Source organism: Cellulomonas terrae, assembly GCF_007990265.1.
GTDB classification, from domain to species: domain Bacteria; phylum Actinomycetota; class Actinomycetes; order Actinomycetales; family Cellulomonadaceae; genus Cellulomonas; species Cellulomonas terrae.
The window spans coordinates 12,438-26,642 of sequence record NZ_BJWH01000027.1; the positions used below are offsets into that span (position 1 = coordinate 12,438).

Annotated in this window: 15 protein-coding genes; 10 read left to right on the forward strand and 5 right to left on the reverse strand. The window is 71.5% G+C overall.

What is annotated here, in order from left to right; all coding sequences use genetic code 11:
* Window positions 1-56: 56 nt before the first annotated feature.
* Window positions 57-1,727: a CTP synthase gene (gene pyrG / locus CTE05_RS18110; RefSeq protein WP_146847698.1), complete on the forward strand. Its 1,671-nt coding sequence runs from the start codon at window positions 57-59 to the stop codon at window positions 1,725-1,727.
* Window positions 1,727-2,314, forward strand: a complete 588-nt coding sequence (locus CTE05_RS18115) for an NUDIX domain-containing protein (RefSeq protein WP_146847699.1) — start codon at window positions 1,727-1,729, stop codon at window positions 2,312-2,314. Before pyrG ends, CTE05_RS18115 begins: the two co-directional genes overlap by 1 nt.
* Before the next feature lie 39 nt (window positions 2,315-2,353).
* Here CTE05_RS18115 and CTE05_RS18120 read toward each other — a convergent pair whose 3' ends face one another.
* The 5 genes from CTE05_RS18120 to CTE05_RS18140 form a co-directional block, all read right to left on the reverse strand.
* Window positions 2,354-3,166, reverse strand: a complete 813-nt coding sequence (locus CTE05_RS18120; protein WP_146847700.1) for an ABC transporter permease — start codon at window positions 3,164-3,166, stop codon at window positions 2,354-2,356.
* Window positions 3,166-4,212, reverse strand: a complete 1,047-nt coding sequence (locus tag CTE05_RS18125; protein ID WP_146847701.1) for an ATP-binding cassette domain-containing protein — start codon at window positions 4,210-4,212, stop codon at window positions 3,166-3,168. The genes CTE05_RS18120 and CTE05_RS18125 overlap by 1 nt, the downstream gene beginning before the upstream one ends.
* A gap of 9 nt (window positions 4,213-4,221) precedes the next feature.
* Complete coding sequence (locus CTE05_RS18130) at window positions 4,222-5,199, reverse strand: COX15/CtaA family protein (RefSeq protein ID WP_246123742.1); 978 nt, start codon at window positions 5,197-5,199, stop codon at window positions 4,222-4,224.
* Window positions 5,200-5,577: 378 nt separating this feature from the next.
* Window positions 5,578-6,327, reverse strand: a complete 750-nt coding sequence (locus CTE05_RS18135) for an ABC transporter permease (protein ID WP_146847703.1) — start codon at window positions 6,325-6,327, stop codon at window positions 5,578-5,580.
* Entirely contained in the window at window positions 6,324-7,238 is a 915-nt protein-coding gene (locus tag CTE05_RS18140; protein WP_146847704.1) for an ABC transporter ATP-binding protein, read from the reverse strand. Before CTE05_RS18140 ends, CTE05_RS18135 begins: the two co-directional genes overlap by 4 nt.
* Before the next feature lie 158 nt (window positions 7,239-7,396).
* Here CTE05_RS18140 and CTE05_RS18145 point away from each other — a divergent pair, with 158 nt between their 5' ends.
* The 8 genes from CTE05_RS18145 to CTE05_RS18180 are packed head-to-tail and all read left to right on the forward strand — an operon-like array spanning window position 7,397 to window position 14,136.
* Window positions 7,397-8,149 carry a helix-turn-helix transcriptional regulator gene (locus CTE05_RS18145; RefSeq protein ID WP_146847705.1) on the forward strand — a complete coding sequence of 251 codons (753 nt, stop codon included), beginning with the start codon at window positions 7,397-7,399 and terminating at the stop codon, window positions 8,147-8,149.
* On the forward strand, window positions 8,146-9,594 hold the full coding sequence (gene sufB / locus CTE05_RS18150; RefSeq protein ID WP_146847706.1) for a Fe-S cluster assembly protein SufB: 1,449 nt from the start codon (window positions 8,146-8,148) through the stop codon (window positions 9,592-9,594). Before CTE05_RS18145 ends, sufB begins: the two co-directional genes overlap by 4 nt.
* Window positions 9,594-10,892, forward strand: a complete 1,299-nt coding sequence (gene sufD / locus CTE05_RS18155; RefSeq protein WP_146847707.1) for a Fe-S cluster assembly protein SufD — start codon at window positions 9,594-9,596, stop codon at window positions 10,890-10,892. Before sufB ends, sufD begins: the two co-directional genes overlap by 1 nt.
* Entirely contained in the window at window positions 10,889-11,221 is a 333-nt protein-coding gene (locus CTE05_RS18160) for a non-heme iron oxygenase ferredoxin subunit (protein WP_056594479.1), read from the forward strand. The genes sufD and CTE05_RS18160 overlap by 4 nt, the downstream gene beginning before the upstream one ends.
* A 17-nt stretch (window positions 11,222-11,238) precedes the next feature.
* A complete protein-coding gene (gene sufC, locus CTE05_RS18165; RefSeq protein ID WP_146847708.1) occupies window positions 11,239-12,003 on the forward strand; it encodes a Fe-S cluster assembly ATPase SufC in 765 nt (254 codons plus the stop codon).
* A gap of 8 nt (window positions 12,004-12,011) precedes the next feature.
* Complete coding sequence (locus CTE05_RS18170; RefSeq protein WP_146847709.1) at window positions 12,012-13,322, forward strand: SufS family cysteine desulfurase; 1,311 nt, start codon at window positions 12,012-12,014, stop codon at window positions 13,320-13,322.
* Complete coding sequence (gene sufU, locus CTE05_RS18175) at window positions 13,319-13,810, forward strand: Fe-S cluster assembly sulfur transfer protein SufU (RefSeq protein ID WP_186814932.1); 492 nt, start codon at window positions 13,319-13,321, stop codon at window positions 13,808-13,810. The genes CTE05_RS18170 and sufU overlap by 4 nt, the downstream gene beginning before the upstream one ends.
* The gene (locus CTE05_RS18180; RefSeq protein ID WP_146847710.1) at window positions 13,807-14,136 is read left to right on the forward strand and encodes a metal-sulfur cluster assembly factor; all 330 of its coding nucleotides are present in this window, start codon (window positions 13,807-13,809) and stop codon (window positions 14,134-14,136) included. Before sufU ends, CTE05_RS18180 begins: the two co-directional genes overlap by 4 nt.
* Window positions 14,137-14,205: the final 69 nt, after the last annotated feature.

Genomic DNA, 14,205 nt, shown 5'->3' on the forward strand with positions numbered 1-14,205 from the left:
GACTCACCCCGTCCGGCACTCCGGCAACGGGCGTTCGTCGGGTAGGTTGGAATCCCGTGACAGAGCGCGCGCATCGACTCTCCGGGCGGTCGGAATCCACGACCCGGCACATCTTCGTCACCGGGGGTGTCGCCTCCTCCCTCGGCAAGGGTCTGACGGCGAGCAGCCTCGGCCGACTCCTTCGCTCCCGTGGCCTCCGCGTCACGATGCAGAAGCTCGACCCGTACCTGAACGTGGACCCGGGCACCATGAACCCGTTCCAGCACGGCGAGGTCTTCGTCACCGAGGACGGCGCCGAGACCGACCTGGACGTCGGCCACTACGAGCGGTTCCTCGACGTGAACCTCGTGGGCTCGGCGAACGTGACGACCGGCCAGGTCTACTCGCAGGTCATCGCCAAGGAGCGCCGTGGCGAGTACCTCGGGGACACCGTGCAGGTGATCCCGCACATCACCGACGAGATCAAGACCCGCATGCGCCAGCAGGCGGACGAGGACATCGACGTCATCATCACCGAGATCGGCGGCACGGTCGGTGACATCGAGTCGCTGCCGTTCCTCGAGGCCGCCCGCCAGGTGCGCCACGACCTCGGCCGCGACAACGTGTTCTTCCTGCACGTCTCGCTCGTGCCGTACATCGGGCCGTCGGGCGAGCTGAAGACGAAGCCGACGCAGCACTCCGTCGCCGCCCTGCGCAGCATCGGCATCCAGCCGGACGCGATCGTCCTGCGGGCCGACCGCGAGGTGCCCGAGGCGACGAAGCGCAAGATCGCCCTGATGTGCGACGTCGACGTCGAAGGCGTGGTCACCGCCAAGGACGCGCCGAGCATCTACGACATCCCGCGCGTGCTGCACTCCGAGGGCCTGGACGCGTACGTCGTGCAGCGCCTCAGCCTCCCCTTCCGGGACGTCGTGTGGAAGGGCTGGGACGAGCTGCTGCACCGCGTGCACCAGCCCGCCCACCGCGTCGAGGTGGCCCTCGTCGGCAAGTACATCGACCTGCCCGACGCGTACCTGTCCGTGACCGAGGCCCTGCGGGCCGGCGGGTTCCACCACGACACCAAGGTCGTCATCCGCTGGGTCACCTCCGACGACTGCCAGACGCCCGAGGGCGCCCGGCTCGCGCTCGAGGGGGTCGACGCCGTGCTGGTGCCCGGTGGCTTCGGTGTCCGCGGCATCGAGGGCAAGCTCGGCGCGCTCCGCTGGGCCCGCGAGAACCTCGTCCCGACGCTCGGCATCTGCCTCGGCCTGCAGTGCATGGTCATCGAGTTCTCGCGCACGATGCTCGGACTCGACGGTGCCTCGTCGTCCGAGTTCGACGCCGACCCCGCGCACCCCGTCATCGCGACGATGGCGGAGCAGCTCGCGATCGTGGGTGGCGACGGCGACCTGGGCGGCACGATGCGTCTGGGCGCCTACGAGGCGGTCCTGACGCCCGGGTCCGTCGTCGCCGAGGCGTACGGCTCGACCCGGGTCTCCGAGCGCCACCGGCACCGCTACGAGGTGAACAACGCCTACCGCGACAAGCTCGAGGAGGCCGGCCTGGTCATCTCCGGCGTCTCGCCCGACACCTCGCTGGTCGAGTTCGTCGAGCTGCCGCGCGACGTGCACCCGTACTACGTGTCGACGCAGGCGCACCCGGAGTTCAAGTCGCGTCCGACGAGGGCGCACCCGCTGTTCGCCGGGCTCATCGAGGCGGCTCTGGCGCAGCGCGGCGACGAGTCCTGATGCTCGCTGACGTCGAGGCGCCGCGTCCTGTCGTGTCGCACGACGTGATCCACGCGGGGAAGATCTTCGACCTCGTGGGCGATGTCGTGGACCTCGGCGACTCCCAGGTGCTCCGTGAGTACGTGGCGCACCCGGGTGCCGTCGCGGTCGTCGCGCTCGACGACGACGACCGCGTGCTGCTGCTCTCGCAGTACCGGCACCCGGTGCGCTCCGTCCTGTGGGAGCCACCCGCCGGTCTGCGTGACGTGCCGGACGAGGAGCTGGTCCTGGCGGCCGCCCGTGAGCTCGCGGAGGAGGCCGACCTGGTCGCCGGCGCCTGGTGGCGGCTCGTCGACTTCTACACGTCTCCCGGCGGCTCGGACGAGCGGATCCGCGTCTTCCTGGCGCGCGACCTGCAGCCCGTCGCGCACGCCGACCGCTTCACGCGGACGGACGAGGAAGCGACCATGGTCCCGGTGTGGGTGCCCCTCGACGACGCCGTGGACGCGGCGCTGTCGGGCCGTCTGCACAGCCCGACCGCAGTCACCGGCGTGCTGGCCGCCGCAGCCGCCCGCGCCCGCGGCTGGTCGACGCTGCAGCCCGTCTGACGGTGCCGCCCTCTCCTGCGGAGAGGGCGGCAGCGGTCGTCAACGGCTCGTCGAGCGGCGGTACTGGTAGTTCGCCAGCGGGACGAACACGACGATGAAGATCGCCGACCAGATCAGCGTGTAGAGCACGGGGTTCTGCAGCGGCCAGGCGTCCGGCGTGGGGACCCCCTCCGGGATGTTGCCGAACAGCTCGCGCGAGGCCTGGGTCACGGCCGACACCGGGTTCCACTCCGCGAACGTCTGCAGGGGAGCGGGCAGCGTCTCCAGCGGGACGAAGGTGTTCGCCACGAACGTGAGCGGGAAGATCACGATGAACGTGGCGTTGTTGAACACCTCGACGCTGGGCACCAGCATGCCGAGCCACGCCATGATCCAGGAGATGGCGTAGGCGAAGACCAGGAGCAGCAGGTAGCCGAGCGCCGCCTCGGCCGGCGAGCTGTGGATGGCCCACCCGACCAGCAGGCCGGTCAGCGACATCACGATGAGCACGAGGACGTTGTTGGCGACGTCGGAGATCGTGCGGCCCGACAGGACGGCCGACGGGGCCATGGGCAGCGACCGGAACCGGTCGATGATCCCCTTCTTGATGTCCTCCGCCAGCCCGGCGCCCGTGATCGTCGCGCCGAAGATGGCCGTCTGGGCGAAGATCCCCGCCATGAGGAACTCGCGGTACGCGTCCGGGTCGGTGCCGCCGGGAACGGCGATCGCACCGCCGAACACGTAGGCGAACAGCAGGACGAACATGATCGGCGAGAGCGTGGTGAAGACCAGCAGGTCGGGGACGCGCTTGATCTTGATGATGTTGCGCTTGGCGACGACGTAGGCGTCTGCGAAGACGGTGGGCGCGGCCATCAGGCACCTCCCGTGGAGGACTCGTCGGCGGCCGCGTGCCGGCCGGCGGGGGCGGGTGCCGGCGGAGGAGGGTCCGGTGGCCGCCCGTTCTGCTGCTGGGCCTCCTCCTCGCTGACGTGCCCGGTCAGCGACAGGAACACGTCGTCGAGCGTGGGCCGGCGCAGCCCGACGTCATCGATGCCGATCTGCGCGTCGTCCAGCACCCGCAGCGCCTCGGTGAGCACCTGCGCGCCGCCGGTGATCGGCATGAGCAGCGTCCGCCGCCCCTCGTCGAGCGCGGCCTTTCCGACGCCGAGCGGCTCGAGCAGGTCCCGGGCTCGCAGGAGCGTCGCGGGATCGCGCACCGTGAGCTCGAGCCGTTCGCCGCCCACCTGCGTCTTCAGCTGGTCGGCGGAGCCCTGCGCGATGATCTTGCCGTGGTCGATGACGACGATGTCGTCGGCCAGCAGGTCGGCCTCCTCGAGGTACTGCGTCGTCAGCAGCAGCGTCGTCCCGCCCGCGACCAGTCCCTGGATGACCTCCCACATCTCCGTGCGCCCGCGGGGGTCCAGGCCGGTCGTGGGCTCGTCGAGGAAGATGATCGGCGGGTCCGCCACCAGCGCGCCGGCGAGGTCGAGCCGGCGGCGCATCCCGCCCGAGTACGTCTTGGACGGGCGGTCCGCCGCGTCCTCGAGCCGGAACGACGCGAGCAGCTCCCGCGCGCGCTCCCGGGAGCGCTTCGCTCCCAGGTGGTACAGCCGGCCGATCATGTCGAGGTTCTCGAAGCCGGTCAGGTACTCGTCGACCGCGGCGTACTGCCCCGACAGCCCGATGCGGCGCCGGACGTCCCTCGGTCTGCCCAGGACGTCCACGCCCGCGACGGTCGCGGAGCCCTCGTCGGGTCTCAGGAGCGTGGTGAGGATGCGGACGATGGTGGTCTTGCCCGCCCCGTTGGGTCCGAGCAGGCCCAACACCGACCCCGTGGGTACGGCGAGATCGACCCCGTCGAGGGCCGTGACAGTCTTGTATCGCTTGACGAGTCCCTGTGCGGTGATCGCGTCTGCCATGGGTCGAGGCTAGGAGAGACCTCTGACACCCGACCAGGGAAAACCGGACGAAGTCGGTGACAGGCTCTCGCGCGTGCGCAGGCTCCCGACGAAGAACGTGACCGTGGACGCGAGGACGGCGGCGCCCAGCATGTGCAGGTTGACCAGGCCGATCGGCAGTCCGGTGAACAGCTGCACGTAGCCGATGGCGCCCTGGGCGAGCGTCACGGCGAGCAGCACGAGCCCGGTGGTCCAGGGCGTGCCCGCCACGCCGCGCCGGTGCAGCAGGACCAGCACGACGACGAGCACCGCGACGAACGCCCACACGGACGCGGCGTGCACCTTCGACATCTCCCACGGGTCGACGGCGAACCGGTAGCCGACCTCCTCGTCGCCCGAGTGGGGTCCGGCGCCCGTGACGACGACCCCGAGCACGAGCACCGCGACGGTGAGCACACCGAGGACGCGGACGAGGTTCTGCGTCGTGCGGTCGACCAGCGGCACGGGCGGACCGTCGCCCTCGCCCGTGCGCACGAGCAGCCACGTCGAGAACGCGACGAGGGCCATCGAGATGAGCAGGTGGCCGCCGACGATCGCGGGGTGCAGGTCGACCAGGACGGTGATCCCGCCGATCACCGCCTGGATCAGCACGCCCACCACGGGCACGAGCCCCAGGCGACGGTACGACCAGGGGCGGCGGCGGTCGAGGACCACGAGCACCGCGACGACCGTGGCGACGGCGACGAGCAGGCCGCTGACGGTGCGGTTGCCGAACTCGATGAACGGGTGGATCGACGTGGCGTCGTGGAACCGTGGGGTGAACTCGCCCGGCTCGCACTCGGGCCACGTCGAGCAGCCCAGACCGGAGCCCGTGAGCCGCACGGCGCCGCCGGTCACGATGATGAGGACCTGGCCGACGAGGTTGGCGACGACGGCCGTCCAGGTCCACCGGTCACGGAACCGGTCCAGGGCCGACGGGCGGGCGTCGAGGGCGGGGGTCGAGCTCACGTCGACCAGCCTACGGTCCGGTCCGTCGGCGGCCGACCGGTCTGCCCGCGAGGCTCGTCACAGCGGGACGTCGAGGGCCCCGGTCGCCGCGAGCACGGTGAGCCCGAGCCCGAGCGGGACGGCGGACGCGCTCGGGTCGAACACGAGGGGGAGCCACGCGACCTGCCGGCGCACCCGGCGGATCTGGCGCTCGTCATCTCCCGCGGACGCTCGGCGAGCGCGGCCGCGGGATCGGCCCGACCGGCCGCCGTCCACGCGCGTCGATGCGGGGCGCGGAGACGGGCACGCCACCGATCCGCAGGTCGTTCGCGGCAGCGGCGGACGACGCCTCGATCTGAACGTGACGCCTGCGCAGCGTCCCTCGGCCCACGGTTGCGGTCAGTGCCAGCGGAACAGCCGGCTCGCACCCCACCCGAGCGCGGCGGCCCACGCGACGAGGACCACGACGGACCAGGCGGGCAGGACGCCGTGCAGGAGGGTCTCGCGCATCGCCTCGCCGAGCGCGCCCGACGGCAGCAGCAGCGCGACGTGGGCCATAGGTCCGGGCAGCTGCTCCGCGGGGACGACGACGCCGCCCGCGACCGCCAGGACCAGCAACAGCAGGTTCGCGACGGCGAGCACCGCCTCCGCGCGGAGCGTCCCCGCGACGAGCAGCGCGAGCGAGGTGAACGCGGCGGTGCCGAGGAGGACGGCGACCAGGGCCAGCGGGATTCCCGCGGGGTCCGGGCGCCATCCGAGCACCAGTGCGGTCAGGCCGATCACGGTCACCTGGACGACCTCCACGACGAGGACGCCGAGCACCTTGCCCGCGAGCAGCCCGCCCCGGCCCAGCGGGGTCGTCGAGAGCAGCCGCAGGACGCCGTTGCGGCGGTCGAACGACGACGCGATCGCCTGCGACGTGAACGACGTGGTCATCACCGCCAGCGCGAGGATGCCGGGTGTGAGGAAGTCGATCCGGCTGGCTCCGCCGGTGTCGAGGTCGATCCCGGTGGCCTTCGTGAGCCCGACCAGGACCAGGACCGGCACGATGATCGTCACCAGGAGCTGCTCGCCGTTGCGCAGGATGGCGCGCGCCTCGAACGACGTCTGGGCGGCCACGCGCCGGCGCGTGGTGGCGGGGGCGCTCATCGCAGGTTCCGTCCGGTCAGGTCGAGGAAGACGTCCTCGAGGGTGCGGCGTCCGACGGTCAGCCGCGTGGCCAGCGCGCCGTTCGTCGCCAGCCAGGCGGTCACGGCGGCGACGGCGTGCGGGTCGACGGCGCCCGTGACGGTGTAGGAGCCGTCGCGAGGCTCGCTGACGACGAAGCCCGCGCCGAGCGCCTCGTGCAGGTCCAGCCCCGGGGCGGTCTCGAGCCGCAGGGTCCGGTCCTCGGCCGACGAGACGAGCGCCGGGACGGAGCCCTGGGCGATGACCCTGCCGTGGTCGACGACGACGACCTGGTCGGCGAGGTCCTCCGCCTCGTCCATCAGGTGCGTGGTGAGCACGACGGCGACGCCCTCGTCGCGCAGCTCGCGGACCAGGTCCCAGACCGCGTGCCGGGTCTGCGGGTCCATCCCGGCGCTGGGCTCGTCGAGGAACACGACCTCGGGCCGGCCCACGACCGCCGCCGCGAGCGCGAGCCGCTGCCGCTGACCGCCGGAGAGCCGGCGGACGGTCGTGCGGGCGAACGACCCGAGCCCGAGGCGCTCCGTCAGCTCGCCCAGGTCGCGCGGGTCGGCGTACATCCTGGCGACGTGCGCGAGCATCTCGTGCGCCCGGACGCCCGTCGGCAGCCCGCCGTCCTGGAGCATGACGCCGACGCGGGGACGCAGGTCGCGGGCTTGTGTGACGGGGTCGAGGCCGAGCACGCGCACGGTGCCGCCGTCGGGCTCCCGCAGACCCTCGCAGCACTCGATGGTCGTGGTCTTGCCCGCGCCGTTCGGGCCGAGCACCGCGGTCACCTGGCCGTGGTGGGCGACGAGGTCGAGCCCGTCGACGACGGCTCGGCCGCTGTAGCGCTTGACGAGCCCGGAGATCTCGAGCGCGGGGGAGGCGGGCACGAGAGGGAAGTCTAGAGCGCCCGGGCAGCCGCTCCGGTGCGAGGGCGAAGGGTCGCCTTGCTTGCGGGGATGGATATTGGCAACAAGGATGTTGCCAATATCGCGGCCCCTCTCGTGCGCGGCCGCTGAGACCTGACGACGACCCGACGGAGGTGTGCATGAACGCGACGCTGCCTGTCGACCGCACCCTCTCGGACACCGCCGCGCCCGACTCCGACGCCGGGACGCGCCAGCGCGTGCTGCAGATCGTCGCGGCCGCCGGCCCGGTGTCCGCCGCCGAGCTCGCCGCGCAGCTCGACCTCGCACCTGCCGGGATCCGTCGCCACCTCGGGGTGCTCGAGGCCACGGAGCAGATCGCCGTGCACGACGGGACCAGCGCGCCGAAGGGCCGAGGGCGTCCCGCCCGTCGGTACGTCGTGACGAGCCGCGGTCAGGCCGCGCTGTCCCACCGCTACTCGGAGCTGGCCAGCCAGGCACTGCGCTTCCTCGCCGAGACCGCCGGCCCGCAGGCCGTGCAGGGCTTCGCGGAGCAGCGCGTCCGTGACCTGGAGGAGCGGCACTCCGCCGCGGTCGCCGCCGCGGGGGACGACGTCGCCGAGCGCGTGCGGGTCCTGGCGGACGGGCTCACCGCCGACGGGTACGCCGCCTCCGCGCGGCCGGTGCCCGGCGGCATGGCCATGCAGCTGTGCCAGGGCCACTGCCCGGTGCAGGACGTCGCGCACGAGTTCCCGCAGCTGTGCGAGGCCGAGGCGCGGGCGTTCTCGCGGCTCCTCGGCGTGCACGTGCAACGCCTCGCGACGTTGGCCGGTGGCGGCCACGTCTGCACCACGAGCATCCCGCTCGCCACCGCACAGACCATCTCGACCCACGCTCACCACCCCGTGCTCTCCGTGGAAGGACATTCAGCATGAGTGCACAGACCGACAGCACTGCGGCCGCTTCGCCGCAGATGACCCAGGACGAGGCCATCGCCTCCATCGGGAACTACAACTACGGCTGGCACGACGCCGACACCGCCGGGTCCGTCGCGACCCGTGGGCTGTCGGAGGCCAAGGTCCGGGAGATCTCCGCGCTCAAGAACGAGCCCGAGTGGATGCTCAAGACGCGCCTGAAGTCGCTGCGCCTGTTCGACAAGAAGCCCATGCCCTGGTGGGGGTCCGACCTGTCGGGCATCGACTTCGACAACATCAAGTACTTCGTGCGGTCCACGGAGAAGCAGGCCACCAGCTGGGAGGACCTGCCCGAGGACATCAAGAGCACGTACGACCGCCTGGGCATCCCGGAGGCCGAGAAGCAGCGCCTCGTCGCCGGCGTCGCCGCGCAGTACGAGTCCGAGGTCGTCTACCACCAGATCCAGGAGTCGCTCGAGGAGCAGGGCGTCATCTTCCTCGACACCGACACCGCGCTGCGCGAGCACCCGGAGATCTTCGAGCAGTACTTCGGCTCGGTCATCCCGCCCGGGGACAACAAGTTCGCGTCGCTCAACACGGCCGTCTGGTCGGGCGGCTCGTTCGTGTACGTCCCGCCGGGCGTGCACGTCGAGATCCCGCTGCAGGCCTACTTCCGGATCAACACCGAGAACATGGGCCAGTTCGAGCGGACGCTGATCATCGCCGACGAGGGCTCGTACGTGCACTACGTCGAGGGTTGTACAGCGCCGGTGTACTCGAGCGACTCGCTGCACTCCGCGGTCGTCGAGATCATCGTCAAGAAGAACGCGCGCGTCCGATACACGACCATCCAGAACTGGTCGAATAACGTGTACAACCTCGTCACCAAGCGGGCGACCGCGGCCGAGGGCGCCACGATGGAGTGGGTCGACGGCAACATCGGCTCCAAGGTCACGATGAAGTACCCGGCCATCTACCTGCTGGGCGAGCACGCGCGCGGCGAGACGCTGTCCATCGCGTTCGCCGGGGCGGGCCAGCACCAGGACGCCGGCGCCAAGATGGTGCACGCCGCGCCGCACACCTCGAGCTCGATCGTCTCGAAGTCGGTCGCCCGCGGTGGCGGTCGCACGTCCTACCGCGGCTTGGTGCAGGTGCTCGAGGGCGCCCACCACTCCGCGTCCAACGTGCTGTGCGACGCCCTCCTGGTCGACCAGATCTCCCGCTCCGACACGTACCCGTACGTGGACGTCCGTGAGGACGACGTGTCGATGGGCCACGAGGCGACCGTGTCGCGCGTGAGCGAGGACCAGCTGTTCTACCTGATGTCCCGAGGCATGGCCGAGACCGAGGCCATGGCGATGATCGTGCGCGGGTTCGTCGAGCCCATCGCGCGTGAGCTGCCCATGGAGTACGCCCTCGAGCTGAACCGCCTCATCGAGCTGCAGATGGAAGGGGCCGTCGGCTGATGACGACCACCACAGACCTGTCGACCGACCACAGCTTGGCCACGGCCGACGGGAGTCACAGCCACGGGGTCGGACCGCTCCCCGAGGCGTCCCGGGCGTCGCGTCCCACGTCCTTCGACGTGGCCGACTTCCCGGTGCCGCACGGTCGCGAGGAGGAGTGGCGCTTCGCGCCGGTCGCCCGCCTCGCGCCGCTGTTCGCCGCGGACACCGACGGCGTGCTGAGCGGCCACGGCGTGCTCACGACCGTCGTCGAGGCGCCCGAGGTCCAGGTCGAGATCGTCGACCGCGACGACGCGCGGCTCGGCCAGGCCGGCAAGCCCGGCGACCGGACCGCCGCCGTGGCGTGGGCCTCGTTCCCGCGCGCCACGGTCGTCACGATCCCGAAGGAGGCCGTCGTCTCCGAGGTGACGTCGATCCGCATCGAGGGCGTCGAGGGTGCGGGCACGCACGAGGCCTCGCTCGACCCGAGCGCGACGCACCTGCTCGTGCACGCCGAGGCGCTGTCGCAGGCCGTCGTGGTCATCGACCACCTCGGTCACGCCGCGCTCACCGAGACCGTCGAGATCGTCGCCGACGAGGGTGCGCACCTCACCGTCGTCACGGTCCACGACTGGGCCGAGGGCTCCGTGCACGCCTCCTCGCACCGCCTGCGCATCGGCCGCGACGCGACCGTCAAGCACATCGCGGTCACGCTCGGCGGCGACGTCGTCCGGATCACGCCCGACGCCGAGTTCGTCGGCGAGGGTGCGACCGTGAAGATGCTCGGGCTGTACTTCGCGGACGCGGGCCAGCACCAGGAGCAGCGCCTCTTCGTCGACCACGCGGTGCCCAACTGCATCTCGCGCGTCACGTACAAGGGCGCCCTGCAGGGCGAGGGTGCGCACACGGTGTGGGTCGGTGACGTGCTCATCCGCGCGGCCGCCGAGGGCACCGACACGTACGAGCTCAACCGCAACCTGGTCCTGTCGGACGGGGCCCGCGCCGACTCGGTGCCGAACCTCGAGATCGAGACGGGTCTCATCGAGGGCGCCGGCCACGCCAGCGCGACCGGCCGGTTCGACGACGAGCAGCTCTTCTACCTGCGCGCGCGCGGCATCCCGGAGTCCGACGCCCGTCGGCTCGTGGTGCGCGGCTTCTTCGCGGAGCTCATCCACGAGATCGGCGTGCCGGACATCGAGGAGCGCCTCATCGTGGCCATCGAGCGTGAGCTCGAGAAGTCGATGAGCGTGCTGGACGCCCTGTCGGAGGGCGCACACGTCGAGGGTGCCGAGGTGTCCGTCACCACGGAGCGCGCATGACCGCCCAGCTGGCCTGCTACGACGAGGACGTGCCCGTCGAGGGCACGCTCCGCGTCGAGCTCGAGGCCGAGCACGGCACGGTCGAGGTCGCGCTGGTGCGCGACTCCGCCGGTGAGCTGCACGCCATCAGCGACATCTGCTCGCACGGCGCCGTCTCGCTGTCGGACGGCGAGGTGGAGGACTGCACGATCGAGTGCTGGCTCCACGGCTCGCGGTTCGACCTGCGCACCGGCAAGCCCACCGGGCCGCCCGCCGTCCAGCCCGTCCCCGTCTACCCCGTGACCGTCGACGGCCAGCGCGTGCTGGTCGACGTCGACGCCCCGCTCTGAAGTCTGGAAGGAACAGCATGTCCACCCTGGAGATCCGCGACCTGCACGTCAGCGTCGAGACGAAGGAGGGCGCCAAGCCCATCCTGCGTGGCGTCGACCTGACCGTCGCCAGCGGCGAGACCCACGCCATCATGGGCCCGAACGGCTCCGGCAAGTCCACGCTGGCGTACTCGCTGGCCGGCCACCCGAAGTACCAGATCACCTCGGGCACGGTCACGCTCGACGGGGCGGACGTCCTCGCGATGTCCGTCGACGAGCGTGCCCGCGCCGGGCTGTTCCTCGCCATGCAGTACCCGGTCGAGGTCCCCGGCGTCAGCGTCTCGAACTTCCTGCGCACCGCGAAGACGGCGATCGACGGCACGGCCCCGCCGCTGCGCTCGTGGGTCAAGGACGTCCGCACCGCCATGGACAACCTGCGCATGGACCCGACGTTCGCCGAGCGCTCGGTCAACGAGGGCTTCTCCGGTGGTGAGAAGAAGCGCCACGAGATCCTCCAGATGGAGCTGCTCAAGCCGGCATTCGCGATCCTCGACGAGACGGACTCCGGCCTGGACGTCGACGCCCTGCGCGTCGTGTCCGAGGGCGTGAACCGCGTCAAGGCCGGTGGCGACGTGGGCGTCCTGCTCATCACGCACTACACGCGGATCCTGCGCTACATCACGCCGGACTTCGTGCACGTCTTCGTCGACGGCAAGATCGCCGAGGAGGGCGGGCCCGAGCTGGCCGAGCGCCTCGAGAACGAGGGCTACGACCGCTTCCTGACGAGCACCCCGGTCCTCTGAGGCGCACGGTGACCAGCACCCTCGACGACGCAGCCCGGACGCTCGACGCGTCCGAGCTCGCGGCCGTGCGCGCGGACTTCCCGCTGCTGTCGCGGACCCTGCGCGGCGGGCGGCCGCTGGTGTACCTCGACTCGGGGGCCACCTCGCAGAAGCCCGAGGTCGTCCTGGACGCCGAGCAGGACTTCTACGCGCAGCGGAACGCCGCCGTGCACCGGGGGGCGCACCAGCTCGCCGAGGAGGCCACCGAGGCGTTCGAGGACGCCCGGGACCGGGTCGCGTCGTTCGTCGGGGTGTCGCCGGGGTCGCTGGTCTGGACGTCGAACGCGACGGCCGGGATCAACCTCGTCGCGTACGCGATGTCGAACGCGTCGCTGGGTCGTGGGGGAGCGGCCGCGCGGCCGCTGGCCCTCGGGCCCGGGGACGAGATCGTGGTCACGGAGGTCGAGCACCACGCGAACCTCGTGCCGTGGCAGGAGCTCGCCGTCCGCACGGGGGCGACCCTGCGGTGGCTCGGGGTGGACGACGACGGGCGCATCCGCGTCGACGAGCTCGACACCGTGGTGACCGACCGCACCAAGGTGCTGGCGTTCACGCACGCGTCCAACGTCACGGGGGCGATCACGCCGGTCGCCGCGTTCGTGGAGCGGGCCCGCGCAGTGGGTGCTCTGACGGTGCTGGACGCCTGCCAGTCGGTCCCGCACCTGCCGGTGGACCTGACGGCCCTGGGCGTCGACTTCGCGGCGTTCTCGGGCCACAAGATGCTCGGACCCACCGGCGTCGGCGCGCTCTACGGGCGGCGCGAGCTGCTCGAGGCCATGCCGCCGGTGACCACCGGGGGGTCGATGGTCGAGGTCGTCACCATGGAGTCGACGACGTACGCACCCCCGCCGCAGCGCTTCGAGGCCGGCACGCAGATGGTGTCCCAGGCCGTCGGGATGGGCGCCGCCGCGTCGTACCTGCACGAGCTCGGCATGGACGCCGTCGCCGCGCACGAGGCGCACCTGGCAGGGCTGCTGCTCGACGCGGTCGCGTCCGTGCCCGGGGTGCGGGTCATCGGCCCGACGGACACGCGCGACCGCCTGGCGACCGTCTCGTTCGTCGTCGACGGGGTGCACGCGCACGACGTCGGCCAGGTGCTCGACGACGCCGGCGTGGCCGTGCGGGTGGGCCACCACTGCGCGCAGCCCCTGCACCGCCGGTTCGGCGTGGCGTCGACCACGCGCGCGAGCGCCGCGGTCTACACGACCGACGAGGAGATCGGGGTCTTCCGGGAAGCACTGACGGGGGTCCGCGCGTTCTTCGGTCTGGAGGTGTCATGAGCACGGGATCGATGGAGCAGCTGTACCAGCAGGTCATCCTCGACCACGCGAAGTTCCCGCACGGCAAGGGACTGGGCGTGGCCGGCGACCTGCACCTGCACACGGGCGAGTCGCACCAGGTCAACCCGACCTGCGGTGACGAGGTGACCCTGCAGGTGGACGTTGACAACACTGCCGAGGGCGGTGTGATCATCCGGGACGTGCGCTGGGACGGTCAGGGCTGCAGCATCTCGCAGGCCTCCGTCTCCGTGCTGCACGACCTGGTGGTCGGCAACGACCTCGCCACGGTCGACGAGATCGGCGGCACGTTCCGCGCGCTCATGCAGACGCGCGGCGCGGGCCTCGACGACGACGCCGAGGAGACCCTCGGCGACGCGACCGCCTTCACGGGCGTCGCCAAGTACCCTGCGCGGATCAAGTGCGCCCTGCTCGGCTGGGCGGCGCTGACCGACGCACTCATCAAGACCGGCGCACGGGAGAGCTCATGAGCACGGACACACCTGCACCGACCACGGTGGCCGACGTCGAGGAGGCCCTCCGCGACGTCATCGACCCTGAGCTCGGCATCAACGTCGTCGACCTCGGCCTGATCTACGGCGTGGTCATCGACCAGACGAACACCGCGGTCATCGACATGACGCTCACGTCGGCGGCCTGCCCGCTGACCGACGTCATCGAGGACCAGTCGGCCTCTGCCCTCGACGGCATCGTCGACGGCTTCCGCATCAACTGGGTGTGGATGCCGCCGTGGGGCCCGGAGAAGATCACGCCCGACGGTCGCGAGCAGATGCGGGCCCTCGGCTTCAACATCTGAGAGAGCCCGTCCGAAGGTCGTGGTCAGCACGCTGACCACGACCTTCGACGTTCTCTGCGGCACCACCCG

What these genes read in the sequence shown, in the direction of transcription:
- CTE05_RS18115 (WP_146847699.1), top strand. Translation starts at nt 1,727, where the DNA reads ATGCTCGCTGACGTCGAGGCGCCGCGTCCTGTCGTGTCGCACGACGTG.
- CTE05_RS18120 (WP_146847700.1), bottom strand. Translation starts at nt 3,166, where the DNA reads ATGGCCGCGCCCACCGTCTTCGCAGACGCCTACGTCGTCGCCAAGCGC.
- CTE05_RS18125 (WP_146847701.1), bottom strand. Translation starts at nt 4,212, where the DNA reads ATGGCAGACGCGATCACCGCACAGGGACTCGTCAAGCGATACAAGACT.
- CTE05_RS18135 (WP_146847703.1), bottom strand. Translation starts at nt 6,327, where the DNA reads ATGAGCGCCCCCGCCACCACGCGCCGGCGCGTGGCCGCCCAGACGTCG.
- CTE05_RS18145 (WP_146847705.1), top strand. Translation starts at nt 7,397, where the DNA reads ATGAACGCGACGCTGCCTGTCGACCGCACCCTCTCGGACACCGCCGCG.
- sufB (WP_146847706.1), top strand. Translation starts at nt 8,146, where the DNA reads ATGAGTGCACAGACCGACAGCACTGCGGCCGCTTCGCCGCAGATGACC.
- sufD (WP_146847707.1), top strand. Translation starts at nt 9,594, where the DNA reads ATGACGACCACCACAGACCTGTCGACCGACCACAGCTTGGCCACGGCC.
- CTE05_RS18160 (WP_056594479.1), top strand. Translation starts at nt 10,889, where the DNA reads ATGACCGCCCAGCTGGCCTGCTACGACGAGGACGTGCCCGTCGAGGGC.
- sufC (WP_146847708.1), top strand. Translation starts at nt 11,239, where the DNA reads ATGTCCACCCTGGAGATCCGCGACCTGCACGTCAGCGTCGAGACGAAG.
- sufU (WP_186814932.1), top strand. Translation starts at nt 13,319, where the DNA reads ATGAGCACGGGATCGATGGAGCAGCTGTACCAGCAGGTCATCCTCGAC.
- CTE05_RS18180 (WP_146847710.1), top strand. Translation starts at nt 13,807, where the DNA reads ATGAGCACGGACACACCTGCACCGACCACGGTGGCCGACGTCGAGGAG.